The sequence below is a fragment of the Hymenobacter saemangeumensis genome (assembly GCF_039541835.1).
Lineage (GTDB): Bacteria > Bacteroidota > Bacteroidia > Cytophagales > Hymenobacteraceae > Hymenobacter > Hymenobacter saemangeumensis.
On the sequence record NZ_BAABGZ010000078.1, the window covers coordinates 1 to 19,473 of the forward strand.

General features: G+C 60.9%; 14 protein-coding genes and 1 pseudogene. 8 read left to right on the forward strand and 7 right to left on the reverse strand.

The features are described 5' to 3' along the window. The first annotated feature begins 135 nt into the window (after positions 1 to 135). The 3 genes from ABD919_RS19985 (at position 136) to ABD919_RS19995 (ending at position 5,275) form a co-directional block, all read left to right on the forward strand. A complete protein-coding gene (locus ABD919_RS19985; protein WP_345237840.1) occupies positions 136 to 3,204 on the forward strand; it encodes a Tn3 family transposase in 3,069 nt (1,022 codons plus the stop codon). A 590-nt stretch (positions 3,205 to 3,794) separates the two neighbouring features. After that, entirely contained in the window at positions 3,795 to 4,364 is a 570-nt protein-coding gene (locus tag ABD919_RS19990) for a BfmA/BtgA family mobilization protein (protein WP_345237841.1), read from the forward strand. Beyond that, positions 4,364 to 5,275 carry a DUF5712 family protein gene (locus ABD919_RS19995; RefSeq protein WP_345237842.1) on the forward strand — a complete coding sequence of 304 codons (912 nt, stop codon included), beginning with the start codon at positions 4,364 to 4,366 and terminating at the stop codon, positions 5,273 to 5,275. Before ABD919_RS19990 ends, ABD919_RS19995 begins: the two co-directional genes overlap by 1 nt. Before the next feature lie 85 nt (positions 5,276 to 5,360). Here the strand turns inward: ABD919_RS19995 and ABD919_RS20000 are convergent, their stop codons facing one another. Together ABD919_RS20000 and ABD919_RS20005 are read right to left on the reverse strand one after the other, a co-directional pair. Further along, on the reverse strand, positions 5,361 to 6,323 hold the full coding sequence (locus ABD919_RS20000; protein ID WP_345237843.1) for a hypothetical protein: 963 nt from the start codon (positions 6,321 to 6,323) through the stop codon (positions 5,361 to 5,363). Positions 6,324 to 6,352: 29 nt separating this feature from the next. Then, positions 6,353 to 7,936, reverse strand: a complete 1,584-nt coding sequence (locus tag ABD919_RS20005; protein WP_345237844.1) for a hypothetical protein — start codon at positions 7,934 to 7,936, stop codon at positions 6,353 to 6,355. Positions 7,937 to 8,235: 299 nt separating this feature from the next. Here ABD919_RS20005 and ABD919_RS20010 point away from each other — a divergent pair, with 299 nt between their 5' ends. Both ABD919_RS20010 and ABD919_RS20015 read left to right on the forward strand, forming a co-directional pair. Beyond that, entirely contained in the window at positions 8,236 to 8,577 is a 342-nt protein-coding gene (locus ABD919_RS20010) for a hypothetical protein (RefSeq protein WP_345237845.1), read from the forward strand. 152 nt (positions 8,578 to 8,729) lie between these two features. Continuing rightward, positions 8,730 to 8,936, forward strand: coding sequence for an antitoxin VbhA family protein (locus ABD919_RS20015; RefSeq protein ID WP_345237846.1), 207 nt, complete (start codon positions 8,730 to 8,732; stop codon positions 8,934 to 8,936). 354 nt (positions 8,937 to 9,290) lie between these two features. Here the strand turns inward: ABD919_RS20015 and ABD919_RS20020 are convergent, their stop codons facing one another. Both ABD919_RS20020 and ABD919_RS20025 read right to left on the reverse strand, forming a co-directional pair. Further along, a complete protein-coding gene (locus ABD919_RS20020) occupies positions 9,291 to 9,806 on the reverse strand; it encodes an HNH endonuclease family protein (protein WP_345237847.1) in 516 nt (171 codons plus the stop codon). A gap of 220 nt (positions 9,807 to 10,026) precedes the next feature. Then, positions 10,027 to 11,265, reverse strand: coding sequence for a carboxypeptidase-like regulatory domain-containing protein (locus ABD919_RS20025; RefSeq protein WP_345237848.1), 1,239 nt, complete (start codon positions 11,263 to 11,265; stop codon positions 10,027 to 10,029). A gap of 499 nt (positions 11,266 to 11,764) precedes the next feature. On the opposite strand from ABD919_RS20025, the gene ABD919_RS20030 reads away from it, so the two are divergent. Then, positions 11,765 to 11,932 carry a hypothetical protein gene (locus ABD919_RS20030; protein WP_345237849.1) on the forward strand — a complete coding sequence of 56 codons (168 nt, stop codon included), beginning with the start codon at positions 11,765 to 11,767 and terminating at the stop codon, positions 11,930 to 11,932. Here the strand turns inward: ABD919_RS20030 and ABD919_RS20035 are convergent. Together ABD919_RS20035 and ABD919_RS20040 are read right to left on the reverse strand one after the other, a co-directional pair. Then, positions 11,929 to 12,810: an IS3 family transposase gene (locus ABD919_RS20035; RefSeq protein ID WP_345237850.1), complete on the reverse strand. Its 882-nt coding sequence runs from the start codon at positions 12,808 to 12,810 to the stop codon at positions 11,929 to 11,931. The two genes, ABD919_RS20030 and ABD919_RS20035, sit on opposite strands and share 4 nt — an antisense overlap. Next, the gene (locus ABD919_RS20040) at positions 12,807 to 13,109 is read right to left on the reverse strand and encodes a transposase (protein WP_345237851.1); all 303 of its coding nucleotides are present in this window, start codon (positions 13,107 to 13,109) and stop codon (positions 12,807 to 12,809) included. Before ABD919_RS20040 ends, ABD919_RS20035 begins: the two co-directional genes overlap by 4 nt. Positions 13,110 to 13,219: 110 nt before the next feature. On the opposite strand from ABD919_RS20040, the gene ABD919_RS20045 reads away from it, so the two are divergent. Together ABD919_RS20045 and ABD919_RS20050 are read left to right on the forward strand one after the other, a co-directional pair. Next, a complete protein-coding gene (locus ABD919_RS20045) occupies positions 13,220 to 16,042 on the forward strand; it encodes a Tn3 family transposase (RefSeq protein WP_345237852.1) in 2,823 nt (940 codons plus the stop codon). A gap of 51 nt (positions 16,043 to 16,093) precedes the next feature. Then, a pseudogene (locus tag ABD919_RS20050) lies at positions 16,094 to 18,514 on the forward strand (Tn3 family transposase); the annotation flags it as partial. Here the strand turns inward: ABD919_RS20050 and ABD919_RS20055 are convergent. Next, positions 18,511 to 19,473, reverse strand: a complete 963-nt coding sequence (locus tag ABD919_RS20055) for a type II toxin-antitoxin system HipA family toxin (protein WP_345237854.1) — start codon at positions 19,471 to 19,473, stop codon at positions 18,511 to 18,513. The pseudogene ABD919_RS20050 and the gene ABD919_RS20055 overlap by 4 nt on opposite strands.

Sequence of the window (19,473 nt, forward strand, 5' to 3'; positions counted from 1 at the left end):
ATGCACCGAAGCGCCAACTCGGGCGCTTGCCAAGTGGCTACTCAGCAATAGAACAATTTAAGCCGAGTTCTGCAACAGCCACGTTCGTTTCACTGTACAAGCCGGCCGGCTACTTTTAGGATTTACTTCCTTCCTATGGCCCGCCACTTGCCTTTACTTGATGCGACCCAACGTCGCATGTTTGACCAGCCCCCGGTCTTCAATCAGCCGCAACGGCAACTCTTCTTCGCTTTGCCCGACTGGGCTACCCGGTTTCTGGATACGCTGCTGGCGCCGCACAGCCGGGGCGGCTTCGTGCTACAGGTTGGCTACTTCAAGGCGACCGGGCGCTTCTTTCCCGTGGACCGATTTCTGCTGGCCGACCAGGCGTACGTGCAGCAGCGCTACCACTTGGGAGCGGTCGAGTGGGCACGCTACGACAAGGTCACCCGCTTCTACCACCGGGAGCAGATTCTGCAGCAATTCGGGGTGCCGCCCTTCGAGCAGGTCGAAGCAGCCGTGCGGCAGCAAGTGACGCATTTTGCCCGCCAGCAAATGAACCCGGTGGCGGTGTTTCACTCCGCCGCCGATTATATCCGCGCCCATCGCTGGGAAGTGCCGACCTACGCGGCGCTGGCCGGCCTGGTCACCGAGGCCTTCCGCACGGTCGAGCAACAGCTCATCACGCAGCTAGCACACCACCTGACGCCGGCCGTGCGCCAGCAACTGGACAGCTTGTTTACCACGGAAGAAGATGCCCCGGCCCATTCGCACCGGCCCTACCGCCTGACCACGCTCAAGCGCAGCCTGGAGCTGATGCGCCCGATGGCAATCCGCGCCAACGTGCAGGACTACGCCGTGCTCCAGACGCTGTTCACCCAGGTGTACCCCGTGGTGCAGGCCCTGGACTTATCGGAGGAAGTGGTGCGCTACTACGCCCGCTACGTGGAGCGGACGCAGGTGTTTCAGGTGCAGCAGCAGGCCGATAAGAAATACCTGATGGTGCTCTGCTTCGTGGTCTACCAGTACTACCAGGTCGGCGACCTGCTGACCGAAACGCTGCTGCAGGCCGTGCAAACCCACCGCAACGCGGCCCAGCGGGAAACGCAGGAGCGCGTCTACCGCCAGCAGCAGGACTCGGCCGGCCAGCTGCGCCAGGTGCTGGAAGGCGTGGTGAGCCACGGCGCGGCCCTGGCACAGTTGGAAGAAGTGGCCTTTTCGTTTGCGCGCACCAACGAGGAGAAGGTGACGGCCTTGCTGGCCTGGCTGCAAACCCCGGCCGTGGCGGACTTTGCGCAACTGGGCCACACGGCGCAGCAGTTACGCAAAGGAGGCGGGGGCAGTCGCATCGGCCCCTACTATCAGGTCGTGGAGGAGCGCTCGCGCGCCCTCCAGCGCCGGCTGGGCGAGATTTTGCGCACCGTGGCCTACGAAGGCGCGGCCGATAGCCCGCTGGCGCAGGCCCTGGCCCAGTACCGGGCGCGGGACGGACAGGTGAGCGCTCAGCCCCCAACGACCTTTTTGAAAGCCGCGGAACGGGCCGCCCTGGCGCAAGCCGAAAGTCCCGTTTCCCTGTACAAGGCCCTGCTGGCCGGCCACGTAGCCGACCACCTGAAAGCCGGCAAGCTGAACCTGGCCCACTCGCTGCGCTACCGCCCCTTCGATGCTTACCTACTCGAAGCCGTTGCCTGGGAGCAGCAGCGGGACGTGTTACTGGCGCAAACGGACCTCGTGCACCTACGCCAGCCGGGGCCTTGGCTGACCGAGTTACAAGCCAAGCTGGCCACCGCTTTCGCCCGCACCTGTGAGCGGCTGGACGCCGGCACCAACCCCGGCGTGCGGGCGCGCGCCAACGGGCGACCCCGCTTCCTGACGCCGGCCCGACCCCTGGATGAGGACGCCCCGGCACCGCGGCCGCTGTTTCCCGGGCCGGGGCTGATTTCGCTGCACGAGGTGCTGCACACGGTCAATCAGCAGTGCCGCTTCACCGATTGCCTCACGCATTGGAGCCCCCGTAACCGCCCGCCGCGGCCCGCCGAGCGGGTCTTCTTCGCTGGGGTCATGGCCTACGGCTGCAACCTGGGCCTGACGCGCATGGCCCACGCCACCAAGCACGTGGCCCAGTCCGCGCTGGAAAATACCGTCAACTGGTATTTCTCGCTCGACAACCTGCGCCGGGCCAACGATGCGGTACTCGCGCTGATGGGCAAGCTGCCCGTTAGTCGCCTCTTCAAACGTCACCCCGAGGCGGTGCACACGTCCTCCGATGGCCAGAAGTACTACGTGGCCGTCGATTCGATTCACGCCACGCATTCGTACAAGTATTTCGGGCAGGACAAGGGCATCGTCTCCTACGGCTTTCTCGACGACCGGCACCGGCTCTTCTACTCGACCACGTTCAGCTCGTCCGAGCGCGAGGCCGCCTATTTGGTCGACGGCTTGCTGCACAACGACGTCGTGGAATCGACCATCCACAGCACCGATACCCACGGCTTCACGGAAGTCAATTTCGCGCTCACCGCCTTGCTGGGGATTGAATTCGCGCCGCGCATCCAATCCTTTCAGGACCAGCAGCTCTACGCCTTCGCCGGCATGGACGTGCCCGACCTGAGCGCCTACGGCCTGGCCCCGGTCAAGTACATCGACCATACCCTTATCGAGGCCCAGTGGGATACGCTGCTGCGGCTGGTGGTGAGCCTCAAGCAAAAGCACGTCACGGCTTCCACGCTGCTGCGTCGACTTAACTCCTACTCGCAGCAGCACCCCGTCTACCTGGCGCTGCGCGAGCTGGGCCGGGTGGTGCGCACCGAGTTTCTACTCCGGTACATGGACGACCAGAGCCTGCGCAAGCGCATCGACGAGCAGCTGGATAAGCTCGAAAGCACCCATACCTTCGCCCGAGCCGTGTTTTACGGCCAAAACGGCCAGATTCCTTACGCCGGCAAGGAAGAGCAGCAGATGGCCGATGCCTGCAAACAGCTGGTGCAAAACGTGATTGTCTGCTGGAATTGTCTCTACCTCAATCAGTACCTATTCCAAGCCCCCGGAGCCGAGCGCCAGCAGGTAGCCGACGCCATCGCTGCTAGTTCGCCCGTGAGCTGGCAGCATATCAACCTGCATGGCGAGTTTGACTTCTCCGACGACGCCCTCAAGGATTCACTCCGCTTCGATGTCGAGGAACTGTTGGCTTTCAATTGGGAGTACACCGCGACCCATCCCGATTAACTTTTGGACCAAACTTTTAACCAAGGCCGATAGTACACGCATGATGGAAGCCGACAAGCAAGCAGCTTAGTTCATGGGTTGGGGGTTTAAGGTTCAAGGCAAAGATACGTATAAACTTAACAAATGTTAAATAATTTAACGGCTGTTAAATTAAAACGGCTGGTTTTTTAGGCTTCTACTTTTGTACTATAGTTAGTATGACAACTTCATAGAAAGTAGGAATAAGGCCTAGAAGCAGCCTTTTAATTACGCATTGAGGATGCACAAACGGCCTTTGGGTGACTACTCACCGGCCAGCATTAGCCTAGTCGTTTGACTAGTCAATGAGTGGCTGACGCAGCCGACTTGATTACCCACGAATGCGAGATAGGGCAGCTCCGAACGAACCCAGCGCCCTCGTTCACGGTAAACAACGTCGTCGTTCTGGCACAGAAGCGAGCAGGAACGCTATTCGCTTCGCTTCATAGCGTTCCGCTCTACGTTATAGAGTTGATAATCAAGCAAAAGGGAAAATTGAATGAACTCATAACGAGTACATACGTATGCAAACCACTGACTATCAACACTAATTTGAGTTCAAACACGAGTTCATGGACAAAACGATACGCGCCGACGAAGCGGCCTACCAAGGTTTCCGGCAACTGGCCAAGGAGTACGAGCTGAGCAACCCCGAGCTGCTGGCCGCGATGGTGCAGTACTTCCGGGTAACCAAGGCCGACCCCCGCCAGCCCACCGGCCCGGACCTGACCGGCAGCCTGGCCAAGCTCACGGCCAAGCTCGACCAATTGGACAAGCGCACCATTGGATTTATCCGGGAGCAGGAAAAGACTTACCTCAAGCCCATCCTAGCCGACGTGCAGGGGTTGCGCGAGTGGGCGACCGGCCCGAATGACTTGACCGAGCCCCAGCTAACGGACGTGGAGCAGTGGCTAACGGCGGTGGTTCGCAAGGGCTTCAAACCCGAGTACCGGCACCCGAACCTGCTGAGCAGCGCCGCCCCCAGCTACGCCGCCCTGGCGGAGTTGGCCCCGCTGCGCAAGGTGCTCACGACCGTACTCGGGCGGGAGTTGAATCCGGCCCAGTTCATCCCGCGAGCCCCCGCGCCGCCGGCCGCTGCTGCTACCCCACCGCCCCCTGCTTCCACCAACCCGCCCGCCTGATGGTTGCCAAAATCCCGAGTTCCGGCAAAGGCCTGTCCCAGCGCACCGGCAGCTGCGCGGGCCTGGTCGAGTACCTAGAAAAGGAGGTGCAAGGACAGTGGTTCAGCCTCGACCGGGAGGACGTGCCCGCCGCCGAGGTGGTGGCCACGCTCGACCGCAACAAGCGCAACCTGAACCGCGACGCCGACAAGTACTACCAGGTGATACTGGCCCCGAGCCAAGCGGAGCTGCGCCATATTGGCAGCGACCCGGAGCAGCTGCGCGCCTACACCCGGGCGGCGATGGAGCAGTACGCGGCCAACTTTGGGAAGGGCATCGAGGGCCGCGACCTGGTGTACTTCGCCAAGGTGGAGCACGAGCGCACGACCGGCCCCCAGGACCGGGCGGTGCAGGTGGGCGACGTGAAGCGGGGCCAGGCCAAGGAGGGAGAGCAGACGCACGTTCACGTCCTGGTCAGCCGCACCGAGAACCTAGCCCGCTACACCGAGCGCAAGCAGGCGGGGGAGCTGGACCGCAAGAACCCCTACCACCTGAGCCCCCTGACCAACCACAAGGACACGAAGCGCGGGGTAGTGGTGGGCGGCTTCGAGCGCAAGCAGTATTCGGAGCGGGTAGAACAGGCCTTTGACCAGGCGTTCGGCTACGAGCGGCCCCTGCGCGAAACGTTCCGCTACGCCCACACCATGCAGCACGGCACCCCGGAGGAATGCGCGGCACTGCGCGGCCAGGCCCTGCGCGAGCAGCAGCAACGCCAGGCACTGCAGCAAGCCGCCGAGCGCCGGCAGCCGCAGCGGGAGGAGGTCAAGCAACGCGCCGTGCAGGTGGCACCCGCGCCCGAGCAAACCGTTACGCCAGCCGTAGAGCGCCCCACCCCGGGGCCGGAACGCCGCAGCCGAGGAATCGGAATGTAGAATGGTACACGAACCCCCTGGTAAACAAGTGAAAACGACTCATTTAGGCTCAATTGGGGCTATGCTCTAGTTGTCTAAAAACGCTCTATCTTGGAGTTTTTCCATCAATAGAAATTACCTCAAAAGGTTCCTCCCATACGTACTGCAGGTATGGTGTTGGCGTAATCTGAAAATAATATTTGTAGGTACTAGATACTATGCCTATGCCCGGTTGATACAAGAAATCTCCACTTCCATAATGCAAAATGCTTGGATGTGAAAGCACTACGCTAGGGTTAGACCAAAACTGGAAACGATTCTTGGTACGACTCTGAATAACATTTCCCGCTGGAATCGCAGTCAATTGAGCATGCGAGTTGCCACTCTGGCGTCGCTTTGATTGTAATAATGCCTCCTTGGGGAAATAGCGACTCAAAATATTAATGGTCGCTAAGTCTGTCGCTGGGAAATCCTGAGTTGGTTGGTGACGAATTTGGAAATATTCGGTTAATACATAGGAGCTTGGAGCCCAATATTGTCCATGGCGCTGTACTAGTGGCACTAGGTTATCTCGGGAGAGCAAGCTACGTTCTCCCGGGTTGCCAGCTTGCCGGTATGCGGAGACGCCTTTGCTGGCGTCCCTTATTACTTCCACCAAAGCACGCCGTTGGCCAAGCGGAATAGTGTCGAGTTGAACGCGCTCCCAAATTACCTCACTAGTTCCATATGGCAGCAAAGCCATCGTGATTAGGAGTGTATCAGTATTCAAAAAATAACTGGCACTCTTGTCCTGGTCAAGTCGTGGACGGAGATTATTTACACGAGTACCAGGTATTAGCAGATTGAGTATTTCTACTGACGTTTTGGGGATTGTTGCAACTGTTCCTTGGGTAGTCGCTAGGGCACCTTCAATCTGTCTTCCGCCTCTGAAAGCTTTTACTTGATGAACTGGCCCAAGCGAGTCTGATATAATCAGGTACTGACGAGGTTCACGACGTTTCTCTTGTGCCCAGCTGATGATGGGGACTCCTAATAGCAACCATATAAGCCGCAGATGTAAAGAGTGCATAACACCATTTTAGTTTGCTAATCAAACAGTTATTGGCACGGTTGTGCTCCGTAAGGGGAAGGGATTTGGACAACGCCCGCAGGAGTAGGCGTGTTATTGCCTGCTGTGTCAGGGTGCCTTTCTGCTTGGTTAATAAGCCTAATTTGCGTAGCCCAGTTAGGGTCGCGAGTTGCATGAGATTGGAAGGCTGAAGTGCTTTCCAATCCTCCCCACGACAACGATTGGGCGTAGTTTTGACTTATAGCATGGAGCCGTGTACTGCTGATGAATGTATTGCTGTAGTATTGTAATAGTGCGTCTCCCATATAACCAACCATTGTTGCCATAGTTTCATGCTGTGCGTTGGGACGCGAGGGGTCGAAAAACATATCCATAAGCACGCTTAACGGTAGATTTGGGCTAATAGAATTTTGGTCGGCCCAGTCCATCATGTAAACGTGTAGCAACTCATGAATGATATCACTAGCAATAGCTAAATCTGTAGCGCCACCAGACCCTTGCAGAAAATCTGCATTCATCGTAATGGTGTAACTGTTGGTCCCGGACGTATGAGATGTCAAGGCTCTTACTGTTACTCCCGCATTTTGTAGGTTTGGTGCTTCTCCGAATGTAACACGTATGTTAGGGTTCGCGGCTATTGCATTGATTAACCTTGCAATGGGGCCGCCAAGGAGAATGTTTTGATTGGCCAGAGCCTGTATATTGGTTGCAACTTGGCCGGCGCAAGGCCGCAGGTTTCCCATTGAGATATTCAATGGAGGTTCGGAGGATGTTCCGCCACTACCTGTGCCTGGGCCACTGCCCGGGTCGGAAGGATAATCGGGCGCACCGCCTCCGTAGCCGGGGTCAAAGAAACCAGGCTGTCCAAGGTCGGGCAAGCCGCCAAAGTCGGGTTGGTCTTGGCAAACTGTCACGTTGTACGGCGGGTCGTGCGACACGATTCGGTATGTAGTGCAACCCGAGGTTCTTGCTGCGGTGCTACCATTCTTTTGGCTTGTAGATGCATCTGCCACCAATTGCATACGTCCGGGCAGGGGCCGGCCGTTTACGTACCCTTTGCCTGTCCGATACTGGTAATCCTGAGTGTAGTAGAAGACGAAGCCAGTAAAGTTAGCAGGCGGGTTGCCTGAAGCCGAGCGGTAGTGGGTGTATAACTTAGCAAGCATGTTTCGTTGCGCGGCCTTAGAAGGCTTTGCGTTGCGCTGCCATAATACTTCCACGACTGCCCCGCTGACCAGGTTAGGTGTAGGTCGGGTTAGCAGCAGGTAGCGGAAAGTCTGATATCCGCTGTTAGTGAAGCCTTGTCCTAACTCGCGAAACGGCGCAAAAACAAAAGCACGGTTGTTTGCAGTGGTATCGATTGCATTTGCCCAGTCAATTGGTAGGGGACCAGAACCTATTGCAGAAGAAGAGCGGGCAGCAAAGGACGCGGGTTTGAGAGGCCCAGCCTGCGCTTTGTACCACTGCTGAGCGTCTGCCACGGACAAGTAGGAAGTTGATGTCGTTGCTACTTGAGGACGTACGTTGTCCAACTCTTGTGTAGTGCAACTCGATAACCCCATTGCTAGCAGGCTCAAAGCGAAAGTTGCTCGTCGCAAAAATGAAAAGTTCATGTAATAGAGGGGGTAGTATTTTACCAGTTGGTAGGGAAGAAAGGGTTTGCTTCTAAAATAAATCAGCCTCGGCATAAAGCGACCAAGCAATAACAAAGATATGAATGGGCAGCTGTAACAGCCATGTAAAATCCTGCGCAAACAGTATGTTGTGGCGCAGGTCAAAACCGCTCCAATTCCAAGAGTGGGTGGATAGGTTATAAGCTGTTTTATAGAGCTTCTGAAAGCAAGTAAAACTGCCTTTCCCGGGTGTTATAGACCTTTTAGGCGTATCTTGTAGTATGGGGAACAGTCCGGAAATGCCTGATTCACGAAGCCCGTACGTGCCCCAATTCCACGAGGAAGAGCAGACCCCTGCGCAGCAGTGGGACGCGGCGCGGGAAGCCATTTGCGCGGGAGCCAGCGACCGGGCGGTGCCTTCCCCGGAATTGGCGCAGCTGCAATTGCGCTATGTCGCGGGCGAGATTGACCAGGTGCAGGAAGAGCTGATGCGCTGGTACTGGCCCGACGTGGCCCCAGCGGCCGACGTGCGCCCGCTGCCGCCCAAGCAGCCCGGCCGGGTGTACCCTTATGTGGCGGAAATGGCCGCTCTAATGCAGGGAATGAATGAGTTGCCCCCAACGTGCCCTATATCGTGCTAGACGAGAGCTTGCCCCTACCGGAGTTGTAAGGCGCTGCGGCTACCTGTTTTTGCAATTGCAAACCGGTCCGCAAAGGCTTACAGTAATTTTAACCCCCCACTGCTACGCCAGGCCCTGCGAATGGTCGGCGGTTTTTCCCTATTTGTTTAAGCATGGAAGTAACCGAGCGTTTTGGCCCTGCCGAGCAGACCCCGGCGCAGCGCCAGGCGCTACTCGATGAAGTAGAAGCCCTCAAAGCCACCCAGGGCCTGCCCCCGCTGAGCCCGTTCGGCCAGCGGTTGTACCAACGTTACGTTGCCGGCGAGTTGAGTTTGGCCGAGTGCAGCGCGGAGCTGCGCCAATACTACGGCCAGGCATAAGGCTTACCGTGTAGATCCGCCCATTTGGAAGAGGACCGCAACGAAAGGAGCTGCCCGTAAAAGGCGGCTCCCATAACCAGTCCCGGCCGCTCGCGGCGTGTCTACCTCACGCGCAAGCACCAGTGCACGGCGCAAACATACCCGGCGGGTGGGCTTGTGAAGAAACGCGGTCCCAGCAGGGGGCCTTAAACCGGAAAAGTACCACGGCTAGGCGGTGGGGCCGTGGGGGGTAAAAACCGGCGCGATTCCAAGAGGTGCCGGATAACGACTATTATGTTAAGCAACATTTCCGCGAACGCGCCGGCCCGCTTACCCCTTCCCCACTGCCCCCAAAGTCCTATTTAGCCTAGGCCATCAAGCAGCCTCCACGTACCGCCAGGCGAAGCCGTGGTAGTGCTGCCAGCGACCTTTGGCCGCTAAGATGATGCTCTTCTCGTCCCAGCCGGTGCGGCGTACAGCTTCGGCGATGCTCGGGTAAGTTTCCAGCACGGCGCCCGTGGCCCGGTCGCAGCGTGCTACGGGTTTGCGGCGGCTGTACCCGCCGTAGGTCTGGGGCCATTGGCTGCGGTCGGCCGTGGCCAGGCTGCTGGTGTGCCGCTGCCGCGCCACCACGCGCCGGCCCTTCTCGCGGTTGGTCGCCAGCTGCAGGTTCTCCACCCGGTTGTCCCAGCCGTTGCCGTCGCGGTTGAGCACCACGCCGTCACCCAGCTCGGCCCGCACGAAGGCGGCGTACACGAGCCGGCGCACCGTTAGGTCGTAGCGCACCCCGTCGCGGCTGAGCGCCACGCGCAGCGCCACCGTCGGCTCGCCGGTGCGCTCGTTCTTGGCCTTGGTTAAAAGTTTGGTCCAAAAGTCGCATTTGGCGCGCAAGAACTACGCAGGGTCTAGTGCATGCCAAACAGGTAGGTCAGAGCGGGGCAACAGTCAATGATTAGTCAGGCTGGGGGCGAACCGAGTAGCTCAACAGATATTTACGGGTCTATGCGACAGCTTATAAACTAACTTCCAAATTGGCTCTCGCTGCACCTCTACCAACTCCAGTGCCTTGCCAAATGGTTAGTGATGTCTTTCAGCAAGAGGGTGCCCTTGTTCAGCGTGGTACTGATGTACTAAGCTCCTGAATTGCTTTCTCCTCTGCTTTAGTAGCAGGTAAGGCGTTATTTTCTAGCCAATATGGGTGGCTATACTTTGTGCCCCGGCGATAAAGGGGGCCTTTGTAACGGTGTGCGCTCGGAATCGGAGCAGGGACAGCGGCTAATTCCGTTACAACCATTTCACTAGAAAAATTATAATAAGTGGGTTGCTTGGATAGCGGCACGACCCGCCACTCCCACTCCATGCGCACGAACGCGGGATATACCCGGCCATTTACCTCCCGATACTCCAAGCGTTTATAATAGGTGGTAATGCTGGCAGACATCATCCCCATAGTGACACTGTAGTTGTAGGGTTGCAATGCCAGGGGCACTTCGGATTCGATGCGTCGAATATGGAACGTGCGGGGGGCTATGTGAATAGTGGCTTGGCGGAGATGCCGTTCGGCCCGGGTGCGTGGTGTGCAGGTGACGACATACTCCGTCGCCTCGTTGCTCTCTTTATCGGCACCCAGCACCTGGAAGCGATAGACATAAAAATGAAAGGCTGTACTGTCTAAAAACGGGCTGCTGTGCATAATATCATAATAGTTCCCCGCCATGGTGACGTCGAGGGGCTTGGGAAGCAAGGCCGTTCCCACCCCTTTGCCCTGAGCCGGCGCCTCTCCCACCCGCGATTGCAGCACTTGGGCTTGGACGAGGGGATTCGCTGGCCGCCGGGGATTTGCTTCTAAGTAATAGTCGATCATGGCGTCCGCAAATTTGGTAAACCGGCCATCGCGGGTGACAAACTCCCGGTAATACGTCTTGAGTAATAAAGGACTGGCCATGTCGGCACGCGTACGGCGCACTGCTTGACTGAGCAGGGCGGTCGGCGAAAGACCGGTAACGCGCACATCGGGTAATTCCGTTGCTTGTGGCTGAAGCGAGAAAACCAGAGGAGTTGCTAGCAGGGCGACCGATAGCGGCTGTTTGCGGGCCGCGTAGCCCAAGGCCTGCACCACAACGGTATCAGCCACATGTCCCGCTACCTGCAACCGGAAGACTCCTTCGTCATTGCTGACGGTGCCTATCGTGGTGTGTAAAATGCTAACCGAGGCGTAAGCTACAGGGGCTTGTGTTCGGCCATTTGTGACCGTGCCAACCAAAACGGTTGGCCCTAAGGACTGCCCCATCGCATCAGGCAAACCAATAAGTGCCCACCATAGGACACACAAGAGTTGTGAAAATCGCATGCGGGAGGCGACTGGTTATGCTAAAAATAGAACCCTAAATTCTCTTTCCTAAATTAGGAAGCTTTTCCTACACCAGCACATTGCCACAACGCGCTACCGGGTCGGTTTATTCGGAACACGTTCATCTGCGTTGGCCATCGGAGCAGGCGCCTCGCTACAGAATACAAAGGGGGATACGGTAGCCACTGCCGCGCCGATAATGAAGATGCTATCCTAGGTGGATAATTGCTGGGTGAACGAGGTTACCTCCAAAGCCATCAAATTCAGGACAATGAAAGATTGAAGGCACAATAATCTTCATAGGTAATCGTTAAATTCACAAATGAGCCTCTCCATGGTAAAGTAAACCACACCTCGCTTCCAAAAGCCATTTTTTAGGCGGATACAGAGGTTGATAATGCACCTAGTGCGTTCTGATGTGCAGGGGGCACTTTGGTATTCGTAATGCGTGACATTTAATTCGATTTGGAACCCTTCACCTTTAACCCTTTAAACCCATATGGACGCCCTTCAATTGGCGAAGCTCACAGGCTTCTTCCACAATGCTACGCTGGATGCGGTAAGCAATGATCCAGACTTTGAGTCTATTACCAACGAGCAATCGTTTAATGTCGCGATGGAGAATGCTGCAGAATTAGAAACAGCGTTGGTGAGGTGGTCTAGCTAAGCCGGACACAATTGGGACGTTGTTTGAAGATAGGTTTCGAAGTGGTTGGGGGCGCGGTAGCCCAGCGCTGAGTGGCGACGCTCGGCATTGTAGTAGGCCACGTGGTGGCTGATTTCGAGCTTGGCCTCCGCGAGGCCCGGGAAGCTGCCGCCGTCAAGCAGTTCGGCTTTAAAGCGGCTCCAAAAAGACTCGGCGTGGGCATTATCGTAACAGTTGCCGCGTCGGCTCATGCTTTGGTGCGCGCCGTGGCGGGTGAGCAAGGCCTTGAAGCGGGTGGCCGTGTACTGGCTGCCCTGGTCGGAGTGCACGATGAGCCCGGCCGGGGGCCGGCGCACGACCAGGGCGCGGCGCAAGGCCTCGCTGACCAGGTCTTCGGGCATCGTGTCGCGCACGTCCCAGCCGACGATTTTGCGCGAGCAGCGGTCGAGCCACACGGCCAGGTAGAGCCAGCCCCCGCCCTGGCGGGGCAAATAGGTGATGTCGCCCACCCAGACCCGGTTCGGGGCCGTGGGGGCTGGCTGGCCGAGCAAGCGGTTGGGCGCGGCCCGCACGGCCGGGTCCGAGTCGGTGGTGCGCGGCACGAACGAGCGGGGCTGCTGGGCCCGCAGGCCGTGGGCGTGGAGCACGCGGCGGATGCGCCAGCGGCCCACAGCGTGACCTTGCGCCTGCACTTCGGCGCGCAGCCGACGCGTGCCGTAGCGCTGGCTGTGGTAAGCAAACGCTTCGCGCACGGCCACCTGCCAGGCCGGCTCGACCACCGGCACCTGCCGGCGGCGCTGCCAGGCGTAGTAGGCGGCCGGCGCCACGCGCAGCACCTGGCAGAGCTGGCGCACGGGCACGTGGGCGGCGCGCTGGGCAATGTGCTGGTAGGTGCTCACCGGGTCGGCTGGCCGAAGATGACCAAGGCTTTTTTTAAAATGTCGAGCTCCTGCTCGGCCCGTTTCAGACGGGCGCGCAGGGCGCGCACCTCCGGGTCGCGCGCCACTTCTTCGCTGCCCACCTCGGCCACGAGCTGGGCTTGCTGCCAGCGGTAGAGCAGCTTGGGGCTGATGCCCAGCTGCCGGGCGGCCGCCTGGGTGCTGCGGCTCTCGCTGGCCAGGCGCAGGGCCTCGGCCTTGAACGCCTCGTCGTATTTACGCCGTTTGTCGGGCGACGACCCGCTTGATTTTGTTGCCATGACAGAAGAAATATACGTCCTTCTTCTGTCCGCCTTGTCTAGACCACCTCATCAAAGCCAGCGGCCGGTTTTTCACCGTCGACCGATTTACTGCGGCCGACCGCGCCTATGTGCAGCAGCACCACCGGTTGGGAGCTGTCGAGTGGAGCCGCTACGATAACAAAGCCAGCTTTCGCCACCGGCCGGCGCTCTTGTATCACTTCGGGGTCGCCCCGTTCGAACAGGTGCAACCGGGTGTACTGCGCCAGGTCACCCACTTTGCCCGCCAGCAGATGAATCCGGTGGCCGTGTTTCACACGGCGGCGGACTACCTGCGCGCCCACCGCTGGGAAGTGCCGACGTACGCCATGCTGGCTGGCCTGGTCACGGAAGCCTTTCGCGTCGTCGAGCAGCAGCTCACGACCCAATTGTCCGGCTTGCTGACCCCGAACCTGCGCCAGCAGCTGGATGCCTTGTTTACCACCGAAGAACAAGCGCCGGCCCACTCGCACAGGCCGTATCGGCTGACCACGCTCAAGCGCAGCCTGGAGCTGATGCGCCCGGCGGCCATCCGCGCCAACATCCAGGACTACACCGTGCTGCACGCCTTATTCACGCACGTGCACCCCGTGGTGCAGGCCCTGGACTTGTCGGAGGAGCTGGTGCGCTACTACGCCCGCTACGTGGAGCGGGCGCAGGTCTTTCAGGTGCAGCAGCAGGCCGACAAAAAGTACCTGATGGTGCTCTGCTTCGTGGTCTACCAGTTCTATCAGCTGGGCGATTTGCTCACCGAGACGCTGCTGCAGGCGGTGCAAACCCACCGGAACGCCGCGCAGCGCGAAACCCAGGAGCGCGTCTACCGCCAGCAGCAGGACTCGGCGGGCAACCTGCGGCAGGTGCTCGACGGCGTGGTGGCCCACGGGGCAGCGCTCGTCGAATTGGAACACGTGGCCTTTTCGTTCGCCCGCACCAACGCGGAAAAAGTGGCCGCCCTGCTGGCCTGGCTGCAAACCCCGGACGTGGCAGCTTTTGCGCAGCTGCGCCAGACGGCCCAGCAGCTCCGAAAGGGCGGCGGAGGCAGCCCCACCGGGCCGTACTACCAGGTCGTGGAAGAGCGTTCCCGCGCCTTGCAGCGCCGATTGGGCGAGATTCTGCGCCTGGTGGCCTACGAAGGTCGCCCGGACAGCCCGCTGGCCCAGGCCCTGACCCAGTACCGGAACCGGGCCGGCAACCCGGGGAGTCAGCCCTTGGCCACGTTCCTGAAAGCGGCCGAGCGCACGGCCCTGCAGGAGGCCGACAGCCCGGTGTCCCTCTACAAAGCGCTGCTGGCCGGTCACGTGGCCGACCACCTGAAAGCGGGCAAATTGAATCTGGTGCATTCGCTCAGCTACCGGCCCTTCGAGACCTACTTGCTCGATGCCGCCACCTGGGCCGCGCAGCGGGAGGAACTGCTCTTCCATACGAATCTGACGGACTTGCGCGCGCCGGGGCCCTTTCTCGACGCGCTGCAGACGAAGTTGGCCACAGCGTTTGCCCGCACCTTTGAGCGATTGAACGCCGGCACCAACCCCGCTGTACGCCAGCGGGCCGATGGCCGGCCGCGGTTCCTAACGCCGGCCCGACCTGCCGAGGAGGACGCGCCGCCGACGCGGCCGCTGTTCCCTGAGCCGGGGCTGATTTCGCTGCACGAGGTGCTGCACACGGTCAACCAGCAGTGCCGCTTCACCGAGTGCCTGGAGCACTGGAGCCCGCGTCACCGCCCGCCTCGTCCCGCCGAGCGGGTCTTCTTCGCGGGCGTGATGGCCTACGGCTGCAACCTGGGCCTGACGCGCATGGCCCACGCCACCAAGCACGTGGCCCAGTCCACGTTGGAAAACACGGTCAACTGGTATTTCTCGCTCGAGAACCTGCGCCGGGCCAACGACGCGGTGGTGGCCCTCACCGGCAAGCTGCCCGTCAGCCGCTTGTTCCAGCGCGCCCCGGGCCAGACCCACACCTCCTCCGATGGCCAGAAGTACTACGTGGCCGTGGATTCCATTCACGCCACGTACTCCTATAAATACTTCGGGCAAGACAAGGGCCTGGTGTCCTATGGCTTTCTCGACGACCGGCACCGGCTGTTTTACTCGACGACCTTCACGTCCGCTACGCGGGAAGCCCCCTATATGATCGATGGCCTGCTACACAACGACGTGGTGGAATCGACTATTCACAGCACCGATACCCACGGCTTCACAGAAGTCAACTTCGCCGTGACGTATCTGATTCAGGTCGCCTTCGCCCCGCGCATCCAATCCTTTCAGGACCAGCAGCTCTACGCCTTCGCCGGCATGGCCGTGCCCGACCTGGCGGCCTACGCTCTCCGGCTGGGCAAACCCCTGGACCGGAGCCTGATTGAGGCGCAATGGGAAACCATCCTGCGGCTCATCGTGAGCCTCAAGCAGAAGCACGTGACGGCCTCCACCGTGCTCAAGCGTCTCAACTCTTATTCTCAACACCACCCGCTTTACCTGGCCCTGCGCGAGTTGGGCCGGGCCGTGCGCACCGAGTTTCTGCTCCGCTACATGGACGACCAGGACCTGCGCAAGCGCATCGACGACCAGCTGGATAAGCTCGAAAGCACGCACCAGTTCGCCCGCGCCGTGTTTTATGGGCAAAATGGGCAGTTTCGCTACGCCGGCAAGGAAGAACAGCAAATCGCCGATGCCTGCAAACGGCTGGTCCAAAATGTAATTGTGTGCTGGAACTGCTTGTACCTCAACGAGCAGCTCTTTCAAGCCCGGCCGGTGGAGCGGCAGGCCCTGGCCGATGCCATCGCCCGCATGTCGCCCGTGAGCTGGCAGCACATCAACCTGCAAGGAGAATTTGATTTCTCCGACGAAGCACTGACCGATGCGCTACGCTTCGACTTGGGTGCGTTGCTTTCCGTCGAGTGGGAAGCCGCTGAAGGATAAGAGGCTACCGCGGTAAATGCGACTTTTGTACCAAACTTTTAACCAAGGCCGTTGACCGCGGACCTTACCCCGGAAACCCGGCAGGGACTGGAAAACCTGCTCACCCGCCGCGAAGGCAGCCCCCTGACCTGGCTGGCCTGGCTCCGCCAAGCGCCCGCTGCTCCGACGTCGCGCCAAGTGGTGGAACACCTGGCCCGCCTCGCGGCGTGGCAACACCTGGGCCTGCCGGCCGACCTGGCGCGGCGGGTGCACCAGAACCGGCTGCTCAAAATCGCCCGCGAGGGGGCGCAGATGACCCCGGCCGACCTGGCCCGGTTCGAGCCCGCTCGCCGCTTGGCCACGTTGGTGGCCCTGGCGGTGGAAGGCACGGCCACGGTGCTGGACGAATTGCTCGACCTGCACGACCGCCTCGTGGGCAAGGTATTCAACGCGGCCAAAAACAAACACCAGCAGCAGTTCCAGGCCGCAGGAAAGGCCATTAATCAGCAGGTGCGCTTGTTCGGGCGCATTGGGCAGGCCCTGCTGACGGCCCGCACGGCAGGCACGGACCCATTTGCGGCGATTGAATCGGTGCTGCCCTGGGAGGAATTCACCGCCAGCGTGAGCGAAGCGCAACAACTGGCCCAACCAGCCGATTTCGACTTCCTGCCCCGCGTGGGCGAGCACTACGCCACCCTGCGTCGCTACGCCCCCGCATTCTTGGCGGCTTTGCCCCTGCGAGCAGCCCCGGCCGCGAGAAGTCTGCTGGCGGCAATTGAGGTGCTGCGCTCCCTGAATGCGACGGGGAGCCGCAAGCTGCCGACCGATGCGCCGACGGCCTTTATCAGCAAGCGGTGGCAGAAACTGGTGGTGACCGCGGAAGGGCTGGACCGCCGCTACTACGAGCTGTGCGCCCTGGCCGAACTCAAAAACGCGTTGCGCTCGGGCGATGTGTGGGTGGTCGGCTCGCGCCAGTTCAAGGACTTCGAGGAATACCTGGTGCCGGCTCAGCCGTTTGCCGCCCTGCTGGAAGCCGGCGAATTGCCCCTGGCGGTCGAAGCCGACGGCGAACACTACCTCCGGCAGCGCCTCGCGCACCTGACCCAGCAGCTGGAAACGGTCAACCGCCTGGCCGCCGCCGGCGAATTGCCGGACGCGAGCCTGACGGCGGCGGGGCTGAAAATTACGCCCCTCGATGCCGCCGTGCCGGAGGCGGCCCAGGCCCTGATTGACCAGGTGGCGCGCCTGCTGCCCCACGTCAAGATTACGGACCTGCTGCTGGAAGTCGACGAGTGGACCGGGTTCAGCCGCCACTTCACGCACCTGAAGACCGGGGCCCCGGCCAAGGACCACGCCCTGCTGCTCACCACCCTACTGGCCGATGGGCTGAACCTGGGCCTGACCAAAATGGCCGAGGCCTGCCCCGGCAGCACCCCGGCCAAACTCGCCTGGCTCCAGGCCTGGCACATGCGCGACGACACCTATTCGCTGGCCCTGGCCGAGTTGGTGAACGCCCAAGGGCGCCAGCCCTTCGCGGCCCACTGGGGCGACGGCACCACGTCCTCGTCGGACGGGCAGCGGTTTCGGGCCGGGGGACGCGCCCAGAGCACCGGGCACCTCAATCCCAAGTACGGGGCCGAGCCGGGCCGGCTGTTCTACACCCACGTCTCGGACCAGTACGCCCCCTTCAGCAGTCAGGTCATTAACGTCGGCGTGCGGGATGCGACCTACGTGCTCGACGGGTTGCTCTACCACGAATCCGACCTGCGCATCGCCGAGCACTACACCGATACGGCCGGCTTTACCGACCACCTGTTTGCCGTCATTCCGTTGCTGAGCTACCGCTTCGCGCCCCGCATCCGCGACCTGAGCGAGACGAAGCTGTACGTGCCGCCGGGCTCCCCAACGTACGAGGCGCTGCAGCCGCTGCTGGGTGGAACAATCAACGTGCGGCACATTCTGGCTCATTGGGAAGAAATCTTACGACTGGCCACCTCCATCAAACAAGGCACGGTGACCGCGTCGCTAATGCTGCGAAAACTCGGCAGCTACCCGCGCCAGAACGGACTGGCCGTGGCGCTGCGCGAACTGGGCCGCATCGAGCGGAGTGTGTTCATCCTGGACTGGCTGCAGAGCGTCGACTTGCGCCGCCGCGTCCAGGTGGGGCTCAACAAAGGCGAAGCCCGCAACGCGCTGGCCCGGGCCGTCTTCTTCCACCGGCTGGGCGAAATCCGGGACCGGGGCTTCGAGCAGCAGCGCTACCGGGCCAGCGGCCTAAACCTGCTCACGGCCGCCATCGTGCTCTGGAACACGGTGTACGTGCAGCGCGCCGTGCAGGCCCTGCGGGCCCACGGACAGCCCGTGGACGAGGCCCTCTTGGCCTACTTATCGCCCCTGGGCTGGGAGCATATCAACCTGACGGGCGACTATTCGTGGCGCACCAAACGCGCAACGGGCAAATTTCAGCCCCTACGGCCCCTTGCCAGGCCTTAACGTGCTATTTTTTCCGTTTCCTGAGAGGACCCCTCCGTCAGGTCATCGGCCACCTGGGCGCCCTGTTGGATGAGCAGGCCCGCCAGCTCCAGGTAGCTGGCTCCGTCCTGGTGGTCCGTTCCGTCCTGGTAGCCCAGCAGGGTCATGGCCGAGGCAAAGTGCAGCCGCTCGCCGGCGGCCGTGCGGTCAAAGCGCTGGGAGAGGAAGGTATGGTGGCGGCTGTTGAAGCGCTGGGCCCGGCCGGTGGCCACCTGCAGACCGGCAGCCTCGGCCAGTTCGTTGACCACAGCTTCCCAGGCCCCCACGTCGTGCTCGTCCTGGCCGCTGGGGAACTTGGCAATCCAGAGCCGCCCGTGCTCGTCCACCACGCTGGCCTTGGGCCGCGCCCCGCCCAGCGAGGAGCCGGGCGCCACCAGCATAAACAGCCACTTGAGGTAGTCCGGGTCCTGGGGCGCATCCACCCGCTCAAGCTGCAGGCTGGCGTATTCCAGCTCCCGCAGCGACGTCCACGGCGGGGCCGCCATGGCCCGGTTGTCGTTGAGGAACGGGCCCGCCGGGTCGGTTTTGAAGCGCAGCCCGCCCATGCGGTGGCCGTCGAAGACCCCCAGCAGGTAATCTGATTCAAGCAGCGGCCGCTCGCGGCGCTCCTGCTGCCGGGCCAGGGCCGCTTCGCGCCGGCGCATGAGCAGCCGCCCCCAGCGGTCGGGCGAAGAGTCCAGGAAAAGGCCGAAGTTGGCCTGGTCTTCGGGCATGTACTGCGGGCCGGCAAAGAGCTGCAGCGCCGGGTCCAGCGCCTGGGCCTGCGGCTGGACCAGCCACTGCGCGTCGTAGGCAAAGGAAAACACTTCCTTGCCTCGGACCGGCACGGCCGCGAGCGTACCCATCAGCCGCGGCCCATCGGCCAGTTCCTGCCAGTCGGCATACACATACACCAGGCGGCGTTCAGCGGTTTTGGCCAC